The organism is Bradyrhizobium sp. Ai1a-2 (assembly GCF_000426245.1).
Classification (GTDB): Bacteria; Pseudomonadota; Alphaproteobacteria; order Rhizobiales; family Xanthobacteraceae; genus Bradyrhizobium.
Genome location: NZ_AUEZ01000068.1, coordinates 15,436 through 38,303, shown reverse-complemented (window position 1 = coordinate 38,303; position 22,868 = coordinate 15,436). Strand labels below are relative to the sequence as shown.

General features: G+C 64.0%; 23 protein-coding genes. 10 read left to right on the top strand and 13 right to left on the bottom strand.

From position 1 onward, the window contains the following. Nucleotides 1-25: 25 nt before the first annotated feature. Genes cyoD through cyoA form a run of 4 tightly spaced genes read right to left on the bottom strand, consistent with a single transcriptional unit; the run spans nucleotide 26 to nucleotide 4,220 of the window. Nucleotides 26-412 carry a cytochrome o ubiquinol oxidase subunit IV gene (gene cyoD, locus K288_RS0132530; protein ID WP_043161312.1) on the bottom strand — a complete coding sequence of 129 codons (387 nt, stop codon included), beginning with the start codon at nucleotides 410-412 and terminating at the stop codon, nucleotides 26-28. Beyond that, nucleotides 409-1,038 (bottom strand): cytochrome o ubiquinol oxidase subunit III, encoded by a 630-nt coding sequence (cyoC, locus tag K288_RS0132525; protein ID WP_027583307.1) that lies wholly within the window; start codon nucleotides 1,036-1,038, stop codon nucleotides 409-411. Before cyoC ends, cyoD begins: the two co-directional genes overlap by 4 nt. Then, nucleotides 1,035-3,044: a cytochrome o ubiquinol oxidase subunit I gene (gene cyoB / locus K288_RS0132520; RefSeq protein ID WP_027583306.1), complete on the bottom strand. Its 2,010-nt coding sequence runs from the start codon at nucleotides 3,042-3,044 to the stop codon at nucleotides 1,035-1,037. Before cyoB ends, cyoC begins: the two co-directional genes overlap by 4 nt. Before the next feature lie 9 nt (nucleotides 3,045-3,053). Next, nucleotides 3,054-4,220: a ubiquinol oxidase subunit II gene (gene cyoA / locus K288_RS0132515; protein ID WP_027583305.1), complete on the bottom strand. Its 1,167-nt coding sequence runs from the start codon at nucleotides 4,218-4,220 to the stop codon at nucleotides 3,054-3,056. A 186-nt stretch (nucleotides 4,221-4,406) separates the two neighbouring features. Between cyoA and K288_RS0132510 the strand changes: the two genes are divergently transcribed. Beyond that, the gene (locus K288_RS0132510; protein WP_152535772.1) at nucleotides 4,407-5,717 is read left to right on the top strand and encodes an MFS transporter; all 1,311 of its coding nucleotides are present in this window, start codon (nucleotides 4,407-4,409) and stop codon (nucleotides 5,715-5,717) included. A gap of 70 nt (nucleotides 5,718-5,787) precedes the next feature. On the opposite strand, the gene K288_RS0132505 is transcribed toward K288_RS0132510, so the two are convergent. Together K288_RS0132505 and K288_RS0132500 are read right to left on the bottom strand one after the other, a co-directional pair. After that, nucleotides 5,788-7,317 (bottom strand): M48 family metalloprotease, encoded by a 1,530-nt coding sequence (locus K288_RS0132505; protein ID WP_244443335.1) that lies wholly within the window; start codon nucleotides 7,315-7,317, stop codon nucleotides 5,788-5,790. 240 nt (nucleotides 7,318-7,557) lie between these two features. Next, nucleotides 7,558-8,301, bottom strand: coding sequence for a thermonuclease family protein (locus tag K288_RS0132500; protein WP_051334861.1), 744 nt, complete (start codon nucleotides 8,299-8,301; stop codon nucleotides 7,558-7,560). A 274-nt stretch (nucleotides 8,302-8,575) separates the two neighbouring features. On the opposite strand from K288_RS0132500, the gene K288_RS0132495 reads away from it, so the two are divergent. The 3 genes from K288_RS0132495 to K288_RS0132485 are packed head-to-tail and all read left to right on the top strand — an operon-like array spanning nucleotide 8,576 to nucleotide 10,822. Beyond that, on the top strand, nucleotides 8,576-9,094 hold the full coding sequence (locus K288_RS0132495; protein WP_027583301.1) for an Mpo1-like protein: 519 nt from the start codon (nucleotides 8,576-8,578) through the stop codon (nucleotides 9,092-9,094). 26 nt (nucleotides 9,095-9,120) lie between these two features. Beyond that, on the top strand, nucleotides 9,121-10,170 hold the full coding sequence (locus K288_RS47210) for an NAD-dependent epimerase/dehydratase family protein (protein WP_064737374.1): 1,050 nt from the start codon (nucleotides 9,121-9,123) through the stop codon (nucleotides 10,168-10,170). A gap of 25 nt (nucleotides 10,171-10,195) precedes the next feature. Next, nucleotides 10,196-10,822, top strand: coding sequence for an isoprenylcysteine carboxylmethyltransferase family protein (locus K288_RS0132485; protein ID WP_027583300.1), 627 nt, complete (start codon nucleotides 10,196-10,198; stop codon nucleotides 10,820-10,822). A gap of 45 nt (nucleotides 10,823-10,867) precedes the next feature. Here K288_RS0132485 and K288_RS47205 read toward each other — a convergent pair whose 3' ends face one another. Together K288_RS47205 and K288_RS47200 are read right to left on the bottom strand one after the other, a co-directional pair. After that, nucleotides 10,868-11,902: a LysM domain-containing protein gene (locus K288_RS47205; protein ID WP_064737373.1), complete on the bottom strand. Its 1,035-nt coding sequence runs from the start codon at nucleotides 11,900-11,902 to the stop codon at nucleotides 10,868-10,870. A gap of 145 nt (nucleotides 11,903-12,047) precedes the next feature. After that, entirely contained in the window at nucleotides 12,048-12,791 is a 744-nt protein-coding gene (locus K288_RS47200; RefSeq protein ID WP_051334859.1) for a hypothetical protein, read from the bottom strand. A gap of 522 nt (nucleotides 12,792-13,313) precedes the next feature. Between K288_RS47200 and K288_RS0132465 the strand changes: the two genes are divergently transcribed. From K288_RS0132465 to K288_RS0132455, 3 genes are read left to right on the top strand one after another with little or no spacing between them, the layout of a single operon-like run. After that, nucleotides 13,314-14,522 (top strand): ABC transporter substrate-binding protein, encoded by a 1,209-nt coding sequence (locus K288_RS0132465; protein WP_027583299.1) that lies wholly within the window; start codon nucleotides 13,314-13,316, stop codon nucleotides 14,520-14,522. A 42-nt stretch (nucleotides 14,523-14,564) separates the two neighbouring features. Continuing rightward, nucleotides 14,565-15,359 carry an enoyl-CoA hydratase gene (locus K288_RS0132460; protein ID WP_027583298.1) on the top strand — a complete coding sequence of 265 codons (795 nt, stop codon included), beginning with the start codon at nucleotides 14,565-14,567 and terminating at the stop codon, nucleotides 15,357-15,359. 2 nt (nucleotides 15,360-15,361) lie between these two features. Next, nucleotides 15,362-16,111 carry a hypothetical protein gene (locus tag K288_RS0132455; RefSeq protein ID WP_027583297.1) on the top strand — a complete coding sequence of 250 codons (750 nt, stop codon included), beginning with the start codon at nucleotides 15,362-15,364 and terminating at the stop codon, nucleotides 16,109-16,111. 104 nt (nucleotides 16,112-16,215) lie between these two features. On the opposite strand, the gene K288_RS0132450 is transcribed toward K288_RS0132455, so the two are convergent. The 3 genes from K288_RS0132450 to K288_RS0132440 are packed head-to-tail and all read right to left on the bottom strand — an operon-like array spanning nucleotide 16,216 to nucleotide 19,277. Then, the gene (locus K288_RS0132450; protein ID WP_027583296.1) at nucleotides 16,216-17,016 is read right to left on the bottom strand and encodes an enoyl-CoA hydratase/isomerase family protein; all 801 of its coding nucleotides are present in this window, start codon (nucleotides 17,014-17,016) and stop codon (nucleotides 16,216-16,218) included. Between the two features lie 17 nt (nucleotides 17,017-17,033). Continuing rightward, the gene (locus K288_RS0132445) at nucleotides 17,034-18,194 is read right to left on the bottom strand and encodes an acyl-CoA dehydrogenase family protein (protein ID WP_027583295.1); all 1,161 of its coding nucleotides are present in this window, start codon (nucleotides 18,192-18,194) and stop codon (nucleotides 17,034-17,036) included. A gap of 15 nt (nucleotides 18,195-18,209) precedes the next feature. Beyond that, a complete protein-coding gene (locus K288_RS0132440; RefSeq protein WP_027583294.1) occupies nucleotides 18,210-19,277 on the bottom strand; it encodes an acyl-CoA dehydrogenase family protein in 1,068 nt (355 codons plus the stop codon). Nucleotides 19,278-19,541: 264 nt separating this feature from the next. Here K288_RS0132440 and K288_RS0132435 point away from each other — a divergent pair, with 264 nt between their 5' ends. Beyond that, nucleotides 19,542-20,324 (top strand): SDR family oxidoreductase, encoded by a 783-nt coding sequence (locus tag K288_RS0132435; protein ID WP_027583293.1) that lies wholly within the window; start codon nucleotides 19,542-19,544, stop codon nucleotides 20,322-20,324. 143 nt (nucleotides 20,325-20,467) lie between these two features. Here the strand turns inward: K288_RS0132435 and K288_RS0132430 are convergent, their stop codons facing one another. Next, the gene (locus K288_RS0132430) at nucleotides 20,468-20,746 is read right to left on the bottom strand and encodes a GlsB/YeaQ/YmgE family stress response membrane protein (protein WP_027583292.1); all 279 of its coding nucleotides are present in this window, start codon (nucleotides 20,744-20,746) and stop codon (nucleotides 20,468-20,470) included. Nucleotides 20,747-20,797: 51 nt separating this feature from the next. Beyond that, nucleotides 20,798-21,403, bottom strand: a complete 606-nt coding sequence (locus K288_RS0132425) for a YidB family protein (RefSeq protein ID WP_027583291.1) — start codon at nucleotides 21,401-21,403, stop codon at nucleotides 20,798-20,800. Between the two features lie 146 nt (nucleotides 21,404-21,549). On the opposite strand from K288_RS0132425, the gene K288_RS0132420 reads away from it, so the two are divergent. Both K288_RS0132420 and K288_RS0132415 read left to right on the top strand, forming a co-directional pair. Beyond that, nucleotides 21,550-22,554, top strand: coding sequence for a 2-dehydropantoate 2-reductase (locus K288_RS0132420; protein ID WP_027583290.1), 1,005 nt, complete (start codon nucleotides 21,550-21,552; stop codon nucleotides 22,552-22,554). 60 nt (nucleotides 22,555-22,614) lie between these two features. Further along, nucleotides 22,615-22,833 (top strand): hypothetical protein, encoded by a 219-nt coding sequence (locus tag K288_RS0132415; RefSeq protein WP_027583289.1) that lies wholly within the window; start codon nucleotides 22,615-22,617, stop codon nucleotides 22,831-22,833. Nucleotides 22,834-22,868 lie beyond the last annotated feature (35 nt).

Below are 22,868 nucleotides of genomic sequence, written 5' to 3'. Positions count from 1 at the left end.
AGCGAGAGGCCAGAGGGGCGCGCCGTCACTTCATCCCGCTCATCTCGTGCCCCGGCATCATGTTGACGTTGAGGTGATGCATGACCCATTCCGATCCGGCCAACCCGATCACCACCATGATGATGGTGAAGATCAGCGCCATCATGGTCCAGCCGCCTTCGGAGCGGGTGTTCATGTGCAGGAAATACACCATGTGGACCACGATCTGGATCGCCGCCAGCACCGTGATGGCAAGCCCGGTGAGCTGCTTGTCTCCGAGCACGCCGCTCATCACCAGCCAGAACGGGATCGCGGTGAGGATGACGGAGAGGCCGAAGCCGATCAGGTAGCTTTCGCGCGAGCCGCCGGCATGGTGCTCGCCATGGCCATGCGCGTCGGGTGCCGGTTGCAGGGCGTGTGTATCGGTTTTCATCGGAGCATTCCCATCAGGTAGACAAAGGTGAACACGCCGATCCAGACCACGTCGAGGAAGTGCCAGAACATGCTGAGGCACGTCAGCCGCCTGCGGTTGGCCTCGATCAGGCCGTAGCGGGCGACCTGCACCATCAGCGTCACCAGCCATACGAGGCCGAAGGTGACGTGCAGGCCGTGGGTGCCGACCAGCGTGAAGAAGGAGGACAGAAAGGCGCTGCGCTGTGGCGTCGCGCCCTCGTGAATCATGTGAGCGAACTCGAACAGTTCAATGCTGATGAACGCCAGGCCGAACAGCCCGGTTATCACGAGCCAGGCCTGCATCGCGCCGACGCGCGACTTCTCCATCGCCAGCATCGCGAAACCGTAGGTGATCGACGACAGCAGCAGCATCGACGTGTTGACCGCCACGAGCGGCAGGTCGAACAGGTCCTTGGGCGCCGGGCCTGCCGCGTAGTTGCCGCCGAGCACGCCAAAGGTGGCGAACAGCATCGCGAAGATGAGGCAGTCGCTCATCAGGTAGATCCAGAAGCCGAGCATGGTGCTCGCGCCTTCGGGATGCTCGTGCTCGTCGACGACGTAGAAGACCGGCTCGGAATTTTGTGGGGGGACGACGGCGAGTGTCATGACTTGGCTCCGGCGGCAAGCAGGTGCGTGCGCGCATCTTCCACCCGGACGACCTCATCGGCCGGGATGTGATAATCGCGGTGATAGTTGAAGGTGTGGCCGATCGCGACCGTGAGCAGGCCGATGAAGCTCACGGCGGCCAGCCACCAGATGTACCAGATCAGGCCGAACCCCATCGCCGTAGCCAGCGCGGCGAGGATGACGCCCGTGCCGGTGTTGCTCGGCATGTGGATCGGCTTGAACCCGGTGAGCGGACGCCGATAGCCGCGGCGCTTCATGTCCCACCAGGCATCGTTGTCGTGGACGACGGGGGTGAATGCGAAGTTGTAGGCCGGCGGCGGCGACGAGGTGGCCCATTCCAGCGTGCGTGCGTTCCAGGGATCGCCGGTCACATCCTTGAGCGCCTCGCGCTTGAGGATGCTCACGGCGATCTGCACCAGCATCGAAAGGATGCCGAGGAAGATCAGGAACGCGCCGATCCCTGCGATGATGAACCAGATCTGCAGGCTCGGGTCGTCGAACACGCGCAGGCGGCGGGTGACGCCCATCAGGCCGAGCACGTAGAGCGGCATGAAGGCGAAGTAGAAGCCGACCACCCAGAACCAGAACGACAGCTTGCCCCAGAACGGATCGAGCCTGAAGCCGAACGCCTTCGGAAACCAGTAGGTGATGCCGGCAAACGCGCCGAACACCACGCCGCCGATGATCACGTTGTGGAAATGAGCGATCAGGAACAGGCTGTTGTGCAGCACGAAGTCGGCCGGCGGCACCGCGAGCAGCACGCCGGTCATGCCGCCGATCACGAAGGTGAACATGAACGCGACGGTCCACATCATCGGCAATTCGAAGCGGATGCGGCCGCGATACATCGTGAACAGCCAGTTGAACATCTTCGCCCCCGTCGGGATCGAGATGATCATGGTGGTGATGCCGAAGAAGGAATTCACGCTGGCGCCCGAGCCCATCGTGAAGAAGTGATGCAGCCATACCAGGTACGACAGGATGGTGATGACGACGGTGGCGTAGACCATCGAGGTGTAGCCGAACAGACGCTTGCCCGAGAAGGTCGAGGTCACCTCGGAGAAGATGCCGAACGCCGGCAGCACCAGGATGTAGACCTCGGGGTGGCCCCAGATCCAGATCAGGTTCACGTACATCATCGGGCTGCCGCCGAAATCGTTCGTGAAGAAGTTGGTGCCGATGTAGCGATCGAGCGACAGCAGGGCCAGCACCGCCGTCAGCACCGGGAAGGAGGCGACGATGAGGACGTTGGTGCACAGCGAGGTCCAGGTGAAGACCGGCATCCTCATCATCGTCATGCCGGGTGCGCGCAGCTTGACGATGGTACAGATGAGGTTGATGCCCGAGAGCGTCGTGCCGACGCCGGCCACCTGCAGCCCCCAGATGTAGTAGTCGACGCCGACATCAGGACTGTAGCCGATATTAGACAGCGGCGGATAGGCGAGCCATCCGGTGCGCGCGAATTCGCCGACGAACAGCGAAATCATCACCAGCACCGCGCCGCCGACCGTCATCCAGAAGCTGAAATTGTTGAGGAAGGGGAACGACACGTCGCGCGCGCCGATCTGTAGCGGGACGACGTAGTTCATCAGCCCGGTCACCAGCGGCATGGCGACGAAGAAGATCATGATCACGCCATGTGCGGTGAAGATCTGATCGTAGTGGTGGGCGTTGAGATAGCCTTCGGAGCCGCCAAAGGCGATCGCCTGCTGCAGGCGCATCATGATGGCGTCGGCAAAGCCGCGCAGCAGCATCACGATGCCGAGGATCATGTACATGATGCCGATGCGCTTGTGGTCGACGGTGGTGAACCATTCGCGCCACAGATAGCCCCACAGCCGGAAATAGGTGACCGCGCCGAGCAGGGTGATGCCACCGAGTGCGACCACGATGAACGTGCCGACCACGATCGGCTCATGCAGCGGCAGCGAGTCCAGTGTCAGGCGGCCGAAAATCGCTTTCGCGAGGAGGGAAGTGTCGAACATGCGGCGCTCTTAGGAGTCTGATTTCGGACGAGATCCGAGAAGAAGGGATGTGGAGGACGGATTGGCGGGCGAGAACGGCGGACGCTTGAGGCCGGCGCCGCGCAGCGGCGTCGTGTCGAACGGGACGGTGCTCTCGGGCTCGGATTGCCCCTTCAATTCGTCGACCGAGCAGATGCCGGCCACATAGGTCGGCTCGGGCCCGAACACCGCGCCGCGGCGGGCATATTTGTCGTAGGTCAGCGGCAGCGTGTTGTTCAGCCCTTCGCGGCCGAGCCCGCCCTTGGCGTCGATCGCCATCATCTCGCTCGTGCACATCTTGCCCGGCTCGACGCACATGTTGACGATCGCCTTGAACAGGTCGCGATCGACCGAGCCGTAGCGGCGAACCGGCTCGTTGGCGCTCGGACGTTCGAGCACGAGGTAGTCGTTGCGGCCGAGCATGTCGCCGCTTGCCTTCGCGCCGGCGATCCATTTGTCGAAGTCGGCCGCCGACAGGCTGTGGAACGCGAAGTGCATCCCGGAGAAGCCGGCGCCGCTGTAGTTGGCGGAGAAGCCCTTGTTGACGCCGGGCTTGTTGGTCACGGCGTGCAGCTTCGTCTCCATGCCCGGCATGGCATAGATCTGGCCCGCCAGCGCCGGAATGTAGAAGGAGTTCATCACGGAGGAGGCCGTGATGCGGAAACGAATCGGGCGGTCGACGGGAGCTGCGAGCTCGTTGACGGTCGCGACGTTATACTCCGGATAGATGAACAGCCATTTCCAGTCGAGCGCGACCACTTCGACATTGAGCGGCTTGTCCTGCGCCTCGATCGGGTGATCGGCGTCAATGCGGCCGAGCGCGCGGTAGGGGTCGAGCAGGTGGGTAGCCATCCACGTCAACGCGCCGAGGCAGACGATGATCAGAAGCGGCGCCGACCAGATGACGAGCTCGAGCTGGGTGGAATGGTCCCATTCGGGCTCATAGCGGGCCGATGTGTTCGATTCCCGGTAGCGCCAGGCGAACAGCGCGGTCAGCGCCATCACCGGCAGGACGATCAAGAGCATCAGAACGGTGGAGACCACGACCAGGTCGCGCTGCTGCACGGCCACGTCGCCGGCCGGGGCAAGTACGACGAAATCGCAACCTGAAAGAGCGGCTGCGAGCGGCAGCAACGCCAGGATCTTCAAGACACGCACGGTGGAACCTTGTTGGAATTTTCTTATGTGGAACAAGGGGTAGCTGCGATGCAACAAGGAGGACATTGGACAATTTGTCCAATGTTGCAGTGCGCAATGGCGGCCCAAACAACGATTTTGAGGCCGCTAGCGGCAAGACCGTCTGGCGGCCGCCTCAATCAAGGACGGCATAAGGCGCGAATGGCGATGACACAGGCCCCTGCAATGGCTCACGGCCACCCGGTGACGAAGGGTCACGAATCGGCACATCCCGGGGAGATCGCCATCGGCGTCATCATCGGCCGCACGTCCGAATTCTTCGACTTCTTTGTCTATGCGATCGCGTCGGTGATCGTGTTTCCGCGCCTGGTGTTCCCATTCGTCAACGAGCTGACGGGGACACTTTATTCTTTCGCCATCTTCGCGCTGGCCTTCGTGGCGCGGCCGCTCGGGACGGTCATCTTCATGACGATCGACCGCCATTACGGCAAGAGCGCGAAGCTGATCATCGCGCTGTTCCTCCTGGGCACAGCGACGGTCGGATTAGCCTTCCTGCCCGGCTACGACACGATCGGCGTGTTCGCGATCTGGCTGCTGGCGCTGGCGCGCGCGGTTCAAGGGTTGGCCTGGGGCGGGGCCTGGGATGGCCTTGCCTCGCTGCTCGCGCTCAATGCGCCACGGCATCACCGCGGCTGGTATGCCATGGTGCCGCAGCTCGGCGCGCCGCTGGGACTGATCGTGGCGAGCGCCCTGTTCGCGTACTTTGCCGGCAACCTGTCCGCGGATGATTTCTTCGACTGGGGCTGGCGCTATCCGTTCTTTGTCGCATTCGCGATCAACGTGGTCGCCCTGTTCGCACGGCTGCGCATGGTGGCGACCCCGGAATATGATTCGCTGTTCGAAAGCCGCGAGCTGCAGCCGGCCCGCATCGCCAGCACGGTTCGTGACGAGGGGCGCAACATCCTGCTCGGCGCCTTCGCGCCGCTGGCGAGCTTTGCGCTGTTCCACATGGTCACGGTGTTTCCGCTGTCGTGGGTCTTCCTGTTCACCCGCGAAAGCCCGGTGCGGTTTCTCGTCATCGAGATGATCGGCGCCGCGTTCGGCGTCGCCGCGATCGTGGCTTCGGGATTGATCGCCGATCGCGTCGGACGAAAGGCACTGCTGACCGGTTCGGCGATCGCGATCGCGGTCTATAGCGGCTTCGCTCCGCAACTGCTCGATGCCGGGGCCGTCGGTGAAACCATCTATATGGTGCTGGGCTTCATTCTGCTGGGCCTGTCTTTCGGTCAGTCCTCGGGAGCGATCGCCTCCAGCTTCGCGCCGATTTACCGATACACCGCGTCGGCGCTGACCTCTGACCTCGCGTGGCTGTTCGGCGCCGGCTTTGCGCCGCTGGCCGCGCTCTTGCTCGCGAGCCATTTCGGCCTGATCTCGGCCGGCGCCTATCTCCTATCCGGCGCGGTGTGGACACTGCTGGCGCTTTGGCTGAGCGGGCTGCGCGAAAACATCATCGAGTAGAGGCGAAGCGGCGGAGGCTAGAGCATGATCCGGAAAAGTGGAAACCGGTTTTCATGCCCAAACAAAGAGATCACTCCACCACGATCTTCACGCGATCGCGGGGTTTGACCTGGGCGTGGGCGTCGAGCCCGTTGAGGACGCGGAAGCGTTCGGCAGGGTGATCGACGCCGCCCATGCGGTGCGACAGTGATTCCACGGTGTCGCCCGGCTGCACATTGATGACCTTGATGCGCAGCGGGCGCGCCGCCTGGATTTCCTCGAGCGTCAGGCGGCGGAACGAATTGACGGTCTCGCGCGCATTGCGCTCGCTCTCGGTGGTTTTCTGCTTGGCCGCGAAGATGAAGCGATAGACGTCGCTGCCGAAGCGTAGCGCATAGACCTTGAACTGCCACTGGTCGCCACGCGCGGTTGCCGACGCCGCCGGGAAGCCATTGACGCTGATATCCTCGGTGGAAGCCTTGTCGACGCCTTCCATCCAGCCGGAGTTGAGATAGTCGCCGAGCGACTGCTCCGCAGGCACCCGCACCACGTCGAATCGCATCGCCTGCGAGCCGCCTTCGCGCACGCCGATCACCGCCTGCGCGGTATTGTCGAGCGTGAAGTTCTCCGGTGCCTGGAAGGTGAAGCCGAGCTTGGGATGCAGGAAGCGGCGGCCGCGGACGAAACCCTCGCTCGGGTCTTCGCCATAGACGATGTTGTCGATCGCGGCGAGATAGGTCTCGCGGTCGCGCTCGGCACCTTCGGGCGCCGTATATTGCCGCGCCGCGGCCTGCGCATTGGCGACGCGCTCGGGCGTTGCCGGATGCGAGGACAGGAAATCCTGCGCGCGCGGATCGAACGAGGTCTTGCCGACCTTCAGCGCCGCATTGCGCTCCATTGCGGTGAGGAAGCGCGAGGCGCCATAGGGGTCGAAATGCGCGCGCGCGGCGATGCCGACGCCGATGCCGTCGGCCTCGAATTCCTGCTGGCGCGAGAAGCTCGCCATCGTGAGCTTGGTCTTGGCCAGGGCGAGTGCAGTGAGTTCGGGATCGTTGCCCATGTCGGTGACGACGCGCGTCACCACCGCCGCCTGCCGCGCCTGGTCTTCGCGGATCGAGGCGTGCTTGGCCAGCACATGGGCCATCTCGTGGCTCAGCACGGAGGACAATTCCGAGGTGTCGCTGGCAAGCGCGATCAGGCCGCGCGTCACATAAAGCTGGCCGGTCGGCAGCGCGAAAGCGTTCACCGCGCCGGAATTGAGGATCGTCACCTTGTAGCCCTGATCGGGACGGTCGGACGCGGCGACCAGCCGATCGACCGTCTTGCTGATCAGGCCCTCGAGCTTCGGGTCGTCATAGGCGCCGCCATAAGTGGCCAGGATCCGCTCATGTTCACGTTCGCTCGCGGGCGTCTGCGCCACCGTGGGCTTCGGCTTTGCCGGTTGGGGCGCCGCGATCGGAGTCGCGGTCTCGACGCGGCCGATGCCGAGATTGCTGCAGGCGCATAGCAGGGTCGCCGCGCACAGCAGGGCCGGCACAGCCGAAAGGCCGCCGCCCGTCCTGTCCCGTCGTCGCACACCCTCTATCACGTCAGCTACTCTCAAGCTGCCGGAAGATATCATGGTCCGACCGGCCGGATCATGACCCCATCCCTGTTTGAAACATGATTTCCCGGAAGAACCAGTTCCCACGTACGGATCATGCTCTCATCCGCTTGCTAGAGCACGATCTTTTCGGAGGACCGGTTCCCCTTTTCGTGCCCCAGAGCGCGATGACTTTTCTTCGAACCGTCGTCCCGCTCTAGCTCTTTGTTTAATCATGATCTTTTCGGAAAACCGGTTTCCACTTTTCCGGATCATGCCCTAGTTTCCGCCGAGCACTTCCAGTTGCCCCACCCGGAGCAATTCAATTCGTGGCCCGTTGCGCGCTTCGACCCAGCCGCGGACCCGAATCCGTCGATTTTCGAGGGACTTAGGCGAAACCCCGGCCGCTTCGAGCGCGGGGATCGTGCGCCTTGAAATAGTCACAGCAAAGTCTCGTGTCCAGTTCCGGCCAAAATTGAGGTAGGTGGTTGCGCCCGCCTGACGGACGGACAGGACCTTCCCCTCGACCACAGCAAAACGCCCGATCCCCGCCAAAATATCGCCCGGACTTTCCGCGTTTTTTATGACCGAGCCGTCAGCCCAGGTTCCCCGTTTGGCCTGCCTTGCCTCGGCCTCGGCGGCGAGCAACAGCGTGGCACAATCCCGGTTCGACACCTCGGGCGACACCATCGCCTGGCCCTGCCTCAACAGCTCACTTTGCACGGGAGTGTCAGATCCCGAGACAAAGGCGAACGCCGTCTGTCGCCCGTAGCGGTCCGGCGAGTCGTCCTGGCCCTGCAGCGAGATGTCGCGCCCTAGGACCTGCGCCGACAGGGCCGCGGTCCCGTTCTGCCGGTCGGCAATCTCGATGCCGGCGAGGCGGACCTCGCGGCCGTCCTCGAGGCGAAAGCTGCGCGCGTCGGTGACAGACACCACCCGGCCCTCGCCCTGGGCTTCGAAAGCGCATCCCGCCGCGTGGGCGGAATCGGTTACCACCGCAAGCATGAGGCAGAACAGCAACATTTGTGCACAAAATTTCCTGTGATGTGCGGTCACGTTGTGGGCCCGTGTCATGACGCCGCTGCTAGCCGACTGAATTAGGACATGATTTTCCGCAACGAGGTCGTTCTCCGTCCGATCTGCGGGATCCACCATCCCGGGGGCATTTTGACTTGAGGCCGATTGCGAGCATAAGTAGCACCCTGTCGGCGGGGGCCTGCAATGAAGCCGGAGCGCTGGGTTTCGCGCAAGCCAGTCTTGCCGCGCCTCCCGGCACAACAGGAAAGAAAAGTGCTGCATGAACTCGTATTTTCGGCGGCAGTTGACCGATTACGTTGAATACCATCGCGACCCCTGGAATTGCGTGATGCATGTGTTCGGCATCGTGTTCCTGTTCCTGGCGGCCATTCTCCCTCTCAGCCTCCTGTCGTTCACGCTGTTCGGAGTCGAGGTCAGCGCGGCCGTCATCGCCGTGCTGCCGGTGCTGTTCTACTGGTTCTTGCTCGATCTCGCGCTTGGTGCGGGAATCTTTTGCGGCGCTGTCGCTCTGCTGTCGACGGCCGCCTGGATCGTCAGCCACGTGACCACCGCCGGCATGTGGTCGCTGACGGCGGTCCTTCTTGTCGCAGGAGTCGCCTCGCAGGTCATCGGGCACCAGGTGTTCGAACGCAGGAAAGCCTCGATGGCCGATCATCCCACCCACCTGCTGCTCGGGCCGATGTTCGTGATGGCGAAATTATTCATTGCGCTGGGCTTTCGGCACGATCTCGCGAGTATTATTGAGGCTCCGCAAGATTCCCTGTCGTATTCCCAGTAGCTCCAGCCCGCACTGCATCCCGCCGCATGACACGAATCCTTGTTACGGGTGGTAACGGCTTCATCGGCAAGCACCTTGTTTCGGCGCTTGTCGCGCAAGGCCGCAATGTGCGCGTGCTTGACCTTCAGCCGCCGTCGCGGGTGTTGCCGAAGGTCGAGTATGTCAAAGGTTCGGTTCTCGACCGCGACCTCGTGCACAGCGCCATCGACGGCGTCGACGAGGTCTATCACCTTGCCGGCCTGCCGGGGATGTGGCTGCGGCGGAAAGCCGATTTCCACGACGTTAACTGTGGCGGCACCGAGGTCGTGATCGGGACCGCGCGCAAGCGCGGTGTGAAGCGACTCCTGCACTGCTCCACCGAATCAATCCTGTTCCGCGCGTCGCGATCGGACGATCGCCTGGCCGACGATGAGCTGTTGCCCGACGACATGCCGGGACCCTATACGCGCTCGAAGATGCTTGCCGAGCGCTACGCGATGCAGGAGGCGGCGTCCGGATATCCCGTGGTCATCGGCTGCCCGACGATGCCGATCGGAACCCACGACCACAATTTCACCCCGCCGACGGAAATGCTCCGGCTTTTCCTGAACCAGCGCGTGCAGCTCTATCTGGATTTCGTCGTGAACATGGTCGATGTGCGCGATGTCGCCGCAGGTCTGATCCTCGCCATGGAGCGCGGGCGGTTCGGGCATCGTTACATCCTGGGCGGCGACAGCATCGCGATGAAGCAGGTGCTTCGGATCATGGCCCATGTCAGCGGCCGGCGCACGCCGCGCGTTGCGATGAATGGCCGCCTTGCCGAGGTCACCGCCGGCATCCTGGAGTTCATTGCCGATCGTGTCACCCGCCGGCCGCCGTCCGGCACGGCCGAAGGCGTCCGGATCGCGCGGCGGGCGGAGGCCCTGTCGATCGAAAAGGCGCAGCGTGAACTCGGCTATGCGCCTGGACCGGTCGAGCCCGTGCTGCGCGAAACCATTGCGCATCTGCTTGGCTCCGGTCAAAATCAGTCGGAATGGGAACCGGTGTCGAGCCCGGGCGCCCAATCGTTCAACACCACGCGCCGGTTTGGCGTCTGATCCAATCGCCTGATACGGTCGCAATATGTCGCAAGACCCTGGTCAATGGTTCGCGTTTGTCTTGAGCGGGTGGACCTCCACCTGGCCCACACAGTTGCTCGCCATCATCTGGATTCTGTGGGTCATCAGCTGGGTCGTGGCGTCGGTCTGGTCCGGCCAGACCAAGAAGCACGTCATGACCTTGGACTCGCTCAAGTACCGCATCCCGATTCTGCTGGGCGCGATCCTGTTCCTGCCATGGACCGGAAGGGTCCTGGGGGAGAAGCCGCTGTGGCAGTTCGGCAGCTTCGGCATCTATGTGATGGCGATCCTGACACTTGCCGGAATCTCCTTCACATGGTGGGCGCGAATCCATCTCGGACGGTTCTGGTCGAACGCGATCACGCACAAGGAAGGTCACCACGTCATTGACACCGGGCCTTATGGCCTCGTGCGTCACCCGATCTATACCGGCCTGATCGCGGGAATGCTGGTCACCGGCATTGCCATCGGCACGGTGACGGCGATCCTCGGGGCCGTGCTGATCTCGCTTGGCATGGCGCAGAAGGCCCGGATGGAGGAGGTCTTCCTCAGCGCCGAACTCGGCGCGGAGGAATATGGCGCGTATCGCCGGCGCGTGCCGATGCTAATCCCGTTCATGCCGGCCGGTTAGCGGTTCCGAATTGGAGCCGTAAGCCCCGGCCACAAGCTCAGCGCCTCACCGTGTTCGCGGAGACGACTTCTCGGCCGGAGCCTCGCCGCGCGAAGAGCGGGCGGAAGGAGTTGCGGGTCGCTTTGCCGGCTCCGTTGCCGTCGCCGTTGTGGCGGGCTGCTGTGCGACCGGCATGAGGTGGCGCGGAATGACGATACGCTGGCCGGCGGTCAGCGTGGCGTTGTCCGGGAGATGATTGGCCTGGGTGAGCGACCACAGCGGGACGTTGTTGGTCGTGGCGATGCTCTGCAAGGTATCGCCTGCGCGTGCGGATAGCGGCATGCCGCTGTCCCACAGCTCAAGCGGCGCATCCGATGGAACGACGTAACGCAGCGGCGCCGTCTCGCCCTTGACCTGCATCGGTGTCGTCCCGAGTTGCACGACCGCATTCACCAACTGGTCGTGGATGGTGTCCATCTTGTCGATGTTGATGTGGGTGACTTCCGAGTGATCCTTCAAGTCGTAGCTTGCGTAATGGCCCGGATAGCCTGGCACCGCGACGACATCGCCGCCCCCCAGCACGCTGTCGGACATGAAGATATTGATGAAGCGCTCGACATTGCGCGGCACCTCCCCTGTTGCGTGCGCCGGATCGATGGCGACGATCAGGTTGACCGGGATGTTTTCCTCCTGAAGCACTTCGGCGAATATCACGGCGCAAAGTCCGCCCATCGAGTGCCCGATCAGGACGATCGGAAGAGGATTCTTTTTGTATTCGCGGATCGCCTTCGCGGCGATGAGCCGGCAGATGGTGAATTCGTAGACGTCGGCCTGGACGCCGACCTCTTCGAGGCGGCTGGTCAGTTGATCCATGCCGCGCGAAAAAATCGGGCCCATCGCGCCACGGAACAGATAGGCGCGCACCCGTGGCGTCGGCGCCGGCTGCTCCGGTGGGGGCGGCGGCGGAGCCGCCACGGCTGCTGCGGTATTGGTCTGCTTTGCGGCCGGAGCCGCGAGCGTGAAATTACAGCCAGCCGACCAGACGCAGGCGACAAGCATCGCCCGGAACACAATGGCCATTACCGGCTTGGGATTGATCATGCGCCTTCTGCCTGTGGTTTCGGCGCGCAGATACGCCGGCGCTCGGTCGCCGGCAGGCCACTTGCCCGCGTTCAGGGTGAACTATCGCGCAGGAATTGGCAGAATTGCGGCGCAACCAGCGCGCCGCAATCCGATAGGCTCGGGTTCAGTTACGAGCTGCAGCTGCGCTGGCCGCCCGTGGTGCGGCGGTGGCGGCGCTTGCCTCACTCGGCTGCCGCCGCTTCGTCGGCGCTGCGGGACTTGGACGGCCGAAGACGACGGCGTCGATTTCGCCGATCACCTTCTGCTGCATGACCTCGTTCTTGTCGATCGTCAGGTGCCCGACGCCCGGCACGCTCTGTACGTTGACGTTCTCCAGCGTGCCCTGGAATCCCCTGCTCCTTTCAACCGCCGTGCCGGCGCCGTTGGCGACGTAGAAGTTGACGTATCGTCCGACGCGTCCGGAAAGGCTGGTGTGGAACACCGAGTCCAGTCCGATTGCGAGCTTCACGGGAACGCCGAGCTGGTCCAGCCTCGCGACCATGTCGGGCAGGGAAGTCGCGCCCGAGGAGTGGCCGACCAGGATGATGGTCTTGGTCTTGCCGCTTCGGTATTCGGCCGCGGCGTCGCTGGCGAGCGACGACCAGAACACGTAATTGCTGATCGTCACCTGGATGCCCTGGGCCTGCAGCCTGGCGGCAATTTGGTCCAGTCCCAGCGAGAAGACGTTCAACACCCCGCGGAGCATATAGACGTGGGCGGTGGAGGCCCGAGCGGCTGCGGTTTCCGGCGCGGCCTGCGCCGGGCTTGCGACGATTGGAAGCAGCAGCAACAGTGCGGTCGCGATGGCGCGCAGCAGCGAAGACAAATGCCGGCCGACCTGTCCGGTGTGGCCGCGATAGGCGTTCATGGCTCCTCCTCGAAGGGCTACCGAATATTGCGGATGACCGTACCCCCAGCCCGCTCGCAACCGCAACAAAAGCAGTACGCACAATGTGGCTTTACTGGTGCGGCGTGTCTCCGGAGCAACACGGATGGCTCGATTCATCAATGTTTGTCGTGAGCTAGGACACGGACGGGAACTTGGCGAGAACATGGCGATCAGCGGAAGGCAACTGAAATCGCCGGCCTGGCACGGCCTTTTGATCGCGGCCTGTTCGGACGCGCCGCCAGCGATTGCAAACAGCTGCCGGGTGCGGTGGTCGATGGTCAAAAGCGTTATCAGTTCGACGACGAGATCCGCATCATGAAAACTTCGACGGACGTCGAGATATCACGTTCGGCTGAGAAACGCTGAAGACCATTCCGCTTAGCGGAAAACCGATGACGGATTCATGCATTGCCGCGGCTTGCTGCGATCAATGCCATGCGGCATGATCGCAACGCAATATCGTAGACCGCAGGCAATGCGGCTGACCAACCGGGAGGCTTCATGAAACGAATTCTATCAGGCGTGGTCGCCTGCATGCTGGCAGTGTCAGCCAGCGCGGCGCTGGCGCAGGGCAAGCCGCCGCCGCTCAAGATCGGCGGCATCCTCGACATGTCGAGCCTTTACGCCGACATCACCGGCCCCGGCAGCGAGACCGCGGCCAAGATGGCGGTGGAGGATTTCGGCGGCGAGGTGCTGGGTCGCAAGGTCGAGGTCGTGGTCGGTGACCATCTCAACAAGGCCGACCTCGCCGCGAACATCGCGCGCGATATGCTCGACAACCAGGGCGTCGAGATGATCTTCGACGTGGCGGCTTCCGCGACCGCGCTCGCCGCGGGGGAGATCGCCAAGGCCCGCAACAAGATCATCATCTTCAACGGCCCCGGCTCGATTCGCCTCTCCAACGAGGCCTGCGGGCCCTATACCGTGCATTATGTGTTCGACACCTTCGCGCAGGCCAATGTGACCGGCCTCGCGGCGGTGAAGTCCGGCCTCGATACCTGGTTCTTCCTGACCGCCGACTACGCCTTCGGGCAGGATCTCGAAAAGGACACGACCAACGTCGTGGTCAAGACCGGCGGCAAGGTGCTCGGCAGCGTGCGCCATCCGCTCAACACCTCGGATTTCTCGTCGTTCCTGCTGCAGGCGCAGGCCTCGAAGGCCAAGGTGATCGGGCTCGCCAATGCCGGCGGCGACACCATCAACGCGATCAAGCAAGCCGCCGAATTCGGCCTGACCAAAAGCGGGCAGAAACTCTCGCCGCTGCTCGCCTTCGTGACCGACATCGACAGCGTCGGGCTCGACACCGCGCAGGGGCTATTGCTCGCCGAAGCCTTCTACTGGGACCTCAACGACGACAGCCGCGCGTTCACCAAGCGCTTCATGGAGCGCACCAAGCGCGTGCCGACCTCGGCGCAGGCCGGCGTCTATTCATCCGTGACGCATTATCTGAAGGCGGTGAAGGCCGCGGGCACCACGGATTCCGCGGCTGTGATGAAGGTGATGAAGGAAACCCCGATCAACGACATGTTCGCCAAGAACGGCAGGATCCGCGAGGACGGCCGCATGGTGCACGACATGTACCTGTTCGAGGTGAAGAAGCCGTCCGAGTCCAAGGGACGCTGGGACGACTATAAGCTGCTCGCGACCGTTCCGGGCAACGAGGCGTTCCAGTCGCTGGAGAACTCGCGCTGTCCGCTGGTGAAGAAGTGACGACGGTGGATGAATCTAACAACAACCAAGAAAGCCAAAGCCATGACTGAGAACAGCATCGTCCTGCAAAACCTGGACAACGGCCTGCTCACCATCACCATGAACCGCCCGGAGCGGCGCAATGCGCTGAACCCGGACATGACGCGCGGCCTGGTCGAGGCGGCGCGGCGGGCGGCCGAGGATCACGAGGTGCGCGCGGTGCTGATCAAGGGCGCCGGCGGCACCTTCTGTGTCGGCGGCGACGTGAAATCGATGGCGGAGGGCCGGGCGCCACTGCCGTTCGAGGCCAAGCTCACCAACCTGCGTCGCGGCATGGAGGTCTCGCGGATCCTGCATCAGATGGCAAAGCCGGTGGTGGCGCAGCTCGACGGCGCGGCGGCCGGTGCCGGGCTCTCGATCGCGCTGTCCTGCGACCTGCGGGTGGCGAGCGAGTCCTGCAAGATCACCACCGCTTTTGCCAAGGTCGGCTTCTCCGGCGATTATGGTGGGACCTATTTCCTGACCCAACTGCTCGGCAGCGCGAAGGCGCGCGAGCTCTATCTGACCTCGCCGGTCCTCACGGCGCAGGAGGCGCATGCGCTCGGCGTCGTGACCAAGGTGGTGCCGGACGCGCAGATTGACGCCGCCGCGCGCGAGCTTGCGATGTCGCTGGCGCAGGGGCCGTCGATCGCGCTCGGCTTTATCAAGCGCAATATCAACAATGCCGAGCATCTGTCGCTCGAGGATTGCTTCGATGGCGAAGCGATCCATCACACCCGCTGCGGCGAGACCGCCGACCACAAGGAAGCCGCCAAGGCGTTCGTCGAGAAGCGCAAGCCCGTCTTCAAGGGCGCGTAGGGATGACCGGCTATCTCAGGCTACGCCAGATCTGCCTGGTGGCCCCACAGCTCGAGCCCGTGATCTCCGACATCGCCGACATCATGGGCCTGAGTGTCTGCTACCGCGACGATAACGTCGCCAAGTACGGGCTGGAGAACGCGCTGCTGCCGGTCGACACCATCCTGCTCGAAGTGGTGTCGCCGTTCCAGCCGGGCACGGCCGCGGGCCGCTTCATCGAGAAGACCGGCGGCCGCGGCGGCTACATGGCGATCTTCTGCTGCGACGATCCCGACGCGCGCGGCGCGCATGCCAATGGCCTGGGTGTACGCACCGCGAACGTCATCACGCATGCGCCCTATCATGGCGTGCAGCTCCACCCGCGCGACTGCCGCGCCGCCTTCATCGAGTTCAACCACACCGATGGCAGCGACGATGTCCTGGGGCCTTATCCGCCGGCCGGGCCGGAGTGGCAGCAGCACATCCGGAAAGATGTGACGCAGGCGCTGACCGAAGTCGAGATGCAGAGCCCGGAGCCGCAGGCGCTGGCGGCGCATTGGGGGCGGATTCTCGAGGTGCCGGTCAGCGGTGCGGAGCTGCGGCTGCAGAATTGCACCTTCCGCTTCGTCGAGGGCGAAAGCGAGATCATGAGCGCGCTGACGTTTGAGGTCGCCGATGTCGCGAAGGTCCGCGATGCCGCGAGCAGGAAGGGGCTCGCGGTGACCGGCGATGCATTCTCGTTGGGCGGTGTTGTGTTTCGCCTGACGAGTTGACGTGTAGGATGGGTAGAGCGCAGCGAAACCCATCATCTCGCGGCTTGCTCGATTGCGATGGGTTTCGCTACGCTCTACCCATCCTGCGACGCTACAGCGGCGCCTTACCGCCCCTTGAAATTGGCGACGCGGCGCTCGGCGGTGGCTTTCACGCCTTCCTTGAAATCCTCGGTGGCGCGCAGCTTGGTCTGCTCGACCAGCTCATGGTTGGTGGCGGCGAGCACGCGGTCGGCGAGGTCGCCGCGCATGGTGGCGCGGGTGGAGACGAGGCCGAGCGGAGAGCATTCCGCGATCTCCTGCGCGAGCTTCATCGCCTCCGACCGAACCTGGTCCTGCGGCACCAGCACGTTGGCGAGCCCCCAGCGATAAGCCTCCTCGCCGGTGACGCGGCGGCTGGTATAGAACATCAATTCCGCGTTGTTCTTGCCGATCAACTCGGGCAGCGTGAACGTCAATCCGAAGCCGGGATGGAAGCCGAGCTTGGTGAAGTTCGCCGAGAAGCGCGCCTCCGGGCAGGTGACACGGAAATCTGCGGAGACAGCCAGCCCGAGTCCGCCGCCGATGGCAGCGCCGTGGACGGCGGCGACGATCGGCTTCTTGTTGCGGAAGATGCGCACCGCTTGCACATAGAGATGGTTGATCGGCAGGTTGGCGGCCGGATCGGACTCCGCGCGCGCTTCCTGCTCCTGCCGGGCCGGATCGCTGAAATTGGCGCCGGCACAGAACGCCTTGCCTTGCGCGGCGAGCACGCTTGCGCGGATCTCGATGTCGCGATCGAATTCCTCCAGCGCGTCCGCGATCTGGTTGATCAGCGTGACGTCGAAGAAGTTCAGCGGCGGACGGCGGATTTCGATCAGGCCGACATGGCCGTGCTTCTCGACGCCGATTTCGGTGTATTTGCTCATGAGCGTTCCCTTATTGATTAGCGCAAACCAAGCCCGCGCGCGATGATGCCGCGGAGCACTTCGGTGGTGCCACCTTGGATCGTTAGTTTCGGCGCCGTCCTGATCGCGAATTCGAGCTGCTTCTCCAGCGTCTCGCGGTTCGAGGCAGTCTCCTCGACAAAGGCGGCGAGGTCGCGCACGCGGTGCGGCAATTGCTGCTCCCACACCGTGCCGATGTCCTTGACGATGGAGGCCTCCACCACCGGCTCCTTGCCGGCCTGCAGCATGCCTGCGACCGAGACCGACATGCGGCGCATGGTGTGAAGCTGCGCCACCAGGCGGCCGATGCCTTCGGCGCTGCGGGTGTCCGGCTTGTCGCCGACCGCGCGGACGAGCTCGGTCAGCACGTAATAGGTCTCGAGGAAGCGCTCGGGGCCGCTGCGCTCATAAGCGAGTTCGCTCGTCGCCTGCTTCCAGGCGCCGTCGATCTCGCCGAGCACGTGATCGTCGGGCACGAAATAGTCGGTGAAGACAACTTCGTTGAATTCGTACTGCCCGGTGATCTGGCCAATCGGGTTCACCTGGATGCCCGGTTGCTTCATCTTGACCAGGAACTGGGTCAGGCCATGGCGACGGTTTTCTTTCGTCGGCGGCGAGGTGCGGAAGATCGCGATCATGTAGTCGGCGATATGCGCCGACGAGGTCCAGATCTTGCTGCCGTTGATGAGATAGCCGCCATCGGTCTTGGTCGCGCGCGTCTTCGCCGCGAACAAATCCGAGCCGGAATTCGGTTCGCTCATGCCGATCGCAAAGCACAGCTCGCCGCGGCAGATGCGCGGCAGGATGTCCATCTTGATATGCTCGGGCGCATATTTCAGCAGCACCGGTCCGCTCTGGCGGTCGGCGACGAAGAAGCGACGCGTCGGCGCATTGGCGACCCGCATCTCCTCGGTCACCACATAGCGCTCCAGGAACGAGCGCTCCTGGCCGCCATATTTCTTTGGCCAGGTCATGCCGAGCCACCCCTTGGCGCCGACGCGGCGCGAGAATTCCGGCGCGTCGGTGTCTTCGCGGTTGGGCTTGTTCGGATCAAAAGTGCCGGCGGCAATCTCTTCGGCGAGGAAGGCGCGCACTTCCTTGCGCAATTGCTCGCATTCCGGCGGCAGGCGGATCGGATCGAAACGAAGGGCTGCAGTCATGGCTCTTTCCGTAAATCAGCGCGAGGCTACCAGCGGCCACAATTCGTCGGCGCCCCTGGCGGCGACGCGCTTACCGAGCTCGACCGCCCAATGGCTTTCCGAGCCGAAATCGTCGCGCCAGGCCAGCGCACGCAGCGAATAGCGGTGCAAAATGTGCTCGATGGTGAAGCCGATCGCGCCATGTACCTGGTGCGCGATGGCGCCGCCTTTCTCGGCTGCTTCGGCGCAGCGGACCTTGGCGGACGCGGCTTCGAGGTACACCGCGTCGTCGAAAGACGTCGCGTTCGCGACGGCGTCGGCAGCCGACGTTGCGGCCGCGAGCGCGGCGGCGGATTCGCCGGCGAGGCGGGCGAGATTGTGCTGCACCGCCTGGAATTTCGAGATCTTCTTCTCGAAGGCGATGCGCTCATTGGAATAGCGCACGGAAATGTCGAGCATCGATTCCAGCGCGCCAGCGATCTGCAGGCTGCGGACCACGCCGCCCATCAGCATCAGCGTTTCCTGGTCAAACCCTTTCGGCGCCGGCTTGATCGTGATTGGCTCGACCTTGTCCAGCGTCACGGTGTCCGAATTGTCGTAGCCGATATTGAGGCCGGCCTCGATCCGGCCTTTGGCGGCATCGACCAATGCGATCGAGATGCCGCCATCATGGCCATGCGCCAGCAGTGCGAAATGCTTTGCCGCTTTGGCAAATGGCACGCCGCGGGCGCGGCCGGACAGGCTGCCATCGGCGTTGAGCGTGATGCGATCCTTCGGGCTCGCGGGAACCACCGTCATCTCGCCATCGGGGGAAGAGATCTTCGCCTGCGCGAGCAGCCAGCCCGCCAGCATGGTCTCGGCGAGCGGCACCGCGATCGCGAACCGGCCGGCGGCGTTGAGCACGCCAAAGCCTTCGGCGAGACTCGCGCCGGAGCCGCCGAGATCGTCCGGCACCCACGCCAGCGGCAGGCCGGCCTCGCTCAGCGCCTGCCACAGCGGCGCTTTCCAGCTGCCTGTCTTGTCACTGTTGATGGTCTGGGCGTCGGCGAGATCGGCAAAGATTTTCTCTGCGGTCTCGACGACGATGTTCTCACTCTCCGCCACGGCGTTCCTCAACTATGGAATTTGGCACGTCCTGGGCGCGCCAAACTGCCGCGCCAAGTGCATTCCGTTCTTGCGCTTTATGATGAGGAAAAGCCATAGCCGTGACAAGCGCTGTCCGCAGGGCCGCTTGCGGCGGCGGCATGCGAGCCATGTCGCGGAGGGAGAAATTCCACGTAACGGAGTTCTGGCTTGTCGCGCTGGCCGCGCGATATGGTATGCCAGCGGCAGAACGTTTTGATCGCAAAAGCTAAAGAGGGAGTGCGAATGTCGAAGGATGGTTTGTATGCAATCGTAACGGGATCGGCGTCCGGCCTTGGGGCCGCGACCGCGCAGATCCTGGCCAAGGGCGGCGGGCGCGTCGTCGTCAATTATTCCAACAGCAAGAAGGAAGCCGAAGAGACCGCCGATCTCTGCCGCAGTGCCGGCGCCGAGGTCGTGGTGGTGCAGGGCGACGTGTCGCGCGACGAGGATTGTCGGAAGATCGCCGCTGCGGCGGCGTCCTGGGGCAGGCTGGATGCGCTGATCAACAATGCCGGCACCACCAAGCATGTGGCGCACGACAATCTCGAGGGGCTCTCGGCGGAAGACTTCCAGCGCATCTACGCGGTGAACACGATCGGGCCGTTCCAGATGGTCCGCGCGACCCGCTCGCTGCTTGAAGCGGCCGCGAACGCGTCGGGGCGCGCCTCGGCGGTGGTAAATGTCTCGTCGGTGGCGGGCATCTCCGGCGTCGGCTCCTCGATCGCCTATGCCGCAAGCAAGGGCGCGCTCAACACCATCACGCTGTCGCTGTCCCGTGCGCTCGCGCCGCTCATTCGCGTCAACACGGTGTGTCCCGGCTATATCGATACGCCGTGGTTCACCAAGGGCCGCGGCGAAGCCGGCGCGAAGCAGGTGCGCGATGCGGTCGTCGCGAGGGTGCCGCTGAAGGTCGCCTCAACGGCGGAAGATATCGCGCAGCTCGTTTGCTTCCTGGCGACGCCGGCCTCGGGAAACATGACCGGCGAGTGCGTGCGCATGGATGCGGGAATGCATCTGATCGCGTAAATCATCGATTGCGAGAGGACCGCGTAGGGTGGACAAAGCGAAGCGTGCCCACCCTCCACGGTCGGTGCAAGAAAGGTGGGCACGCTGCGCTTTGCCCACCCTGCGTGAGCTTGCTACGTGAGCTCGCTCAAAGCGGCGAACGACTACCGCCTGCCGGGATCGGGAATGACGCCGCTCGCCACCAGCCGGTTCCAGATGAACAGCACCACCACCGCGCCGATGGTGGCAGTAATGAAGCCGGCGCCTTGATCGGGGCTGTAATGGCCGATGGCCTGGCCGATCCAGGTCGCGAGAAATGCGCCGGCGATGCCGAGCACCGTCGTCAGGATGAATCCGCTCGGGTTGTTTGGTCCGGGCGAGAGGAAGCGGGCGATGAGGCCTGCGATGAAGCCGACGATAATGATCCAGAGAATGCCGCTCATGGCGGTCGTCCTTTCCTGAAACGAGAAATCAGCCTTCGTCCGCGGCCGCGATCAGACTCGCCGCGACATTTCCTCGTCGTTCGGCAGTCGCCCGTCCGGCGTTAAGTGATTTACCGCGTCGGGCAAAAACTGGCTCAAGCCACGGAGCAGATCGTCGCGCGACAGACCGCTTTGCGCGGAGATGTGCTCGATCTGGTCGGCACCCAGCGCGTTGGCGAGATCGCCCGGCGCGACCTGCTTGTTCGGGCCGTTGCTGACCCAGGAATTGGCCTGGTCGCCGAGGCCGTTGTCCTGGAGTTGCTTGAGGAGATCGCCGAGCCCGCCGCTCAGGACGGTGCCGGCAGCACCACCTGCGAGCAGTCCGCCAAGGCCGCCCTTGAGCAGGTCGCTCAGTCCGCCGCCGGCTGCACCGCCGGGCACGTTTGCCGCGACGACATTGCCTGGCGGAGGAGCAGGTGTTGGTGTCGGGGCTGGCGCCGGCGCCTGCCGTGGGGCCTCGCCGGGCTGGTTGGTGAAATGCTTGACCGCCTTCCAGGCCAGCAGTGCCAGGATGGCCATGGTCATTGGCGACATGCCGCCCTTGTCGGATTCGGCGCTCGGTGTGCTGGGCCCGCGCGGGCCGTTCTGCATGCCGTTGAGTACGTCGAGTAAACCCATCGTTTTCTCCCGCGTATCTGCCCCGCGCCGAAAACATAACGGCCGCCCATGACGGTTACAAGGCATGGCCGCGGCCCGCGGCTCCCGTTCGGTAGGCACAAAATACCAACTCTGCTATCGATTACGTTCGTGGGGTTGAACGGCGGATGAATGCTTTGGATCGACCGATCGGGATCGCCGGCGCCGGGAGCATCGGCTGTTTTGTCGGCGGCATGCTGGCCGCCGCCGGCCGCAAGGTGGCTCTGCTGGCGCGGCCGCGCGTGGTCGATGAAATCAGGGGTAACGGGCTGCGGCTGACCGGCTTCGACGGGTCGGAGCAAAGACTTGCCGCGAACGAGATCACGCTGTCGGACGATCCCTCCATTTTTAACGACGCGAGCGCGGTGCTGGTCACGGTCAAGAGCGCGGATACCGCCGGAATAGCCGACATCATCGCGAGGCATGCGCCCGAAGACGCAGTCATCGTCAGCCTGCAGAACGGCGTCGGCAATGTCGGCCTGTTGCGTCAGCGCTTACCCGGTCGAAAGGTGCTGGGCGGCATGGTGTCGTTCAACGTGGTGGCGCTCGGCCAGGGGAGGTTTCACCGCTCGACATCAGGCGCGATCGTCGTCGAACGGGATGCGGCGGGCACGGCGCAACGATTGTCGGTGCCGGGCCTTGTGATGCGCGCGACCGACAATATTGACGGCGTGCAGTGGGGCAAGCTGATCGTCAATCTCAACAACGCGCTGAATGCGCTGTCCGACATCCCGCTTCGCCAGCAGCTCGCGCAACGCAGCTGGCGAAAGCTGTTCGCCGACCAGATGGCGGAGGGGCTCGCGGTGATCAGGGCCGAGGGCATCAGGCCGGTGTCGCCGACGCCGATTCCGCCTGGCCTGATGCCGCCGCTGTTGCGGGTGCCCGATGCGATCTTCGAGACACTGCTCGGGCGCACCATGAAGATCGATCCCGAGGCGCGCTCCTCGATGTGGGAAGATCTCAGGCGCGGGCGTCGCACCGAGATCGATTATCTGCAGGGCGTCATCACAGCCATCGCTGACCGGCGCGGCCTGAAGGCGCCGCTGTCGCGGCGCGTCGTCGAACTGGTCAAGCAGGCCGAGGCGGCGGGCAAGGGCTCGCCTGGGTTGACGGTCGAGCAGATCCGGGGCTGACGCCTTGAAAAGGCGCCGGTCCCGCACGAATTTCAATGGGGACATGATGGAGAAGGATCGATGAGACACTCTGCGGTAATAGGGTTGGTTACGGCCCTGGCCTTGGGTTCAGTCGCGGCCTCCCGTGCCGCGCCGCCGACGGTCGTCCCTTCCCCGGGCTATGACGCGCGATTGCAGGAGAGCCGCGCGGCATCGCGAGCGCCGACCTTCGATCCGGTTGCGCCTGCGCCCAAGCCGGTCGTGCCGCACCGCGCAAAGCGCACCCATCCCCGCCAGTGATGGTGATTGCGGATTTGATTCCCTGATCGCAGCCT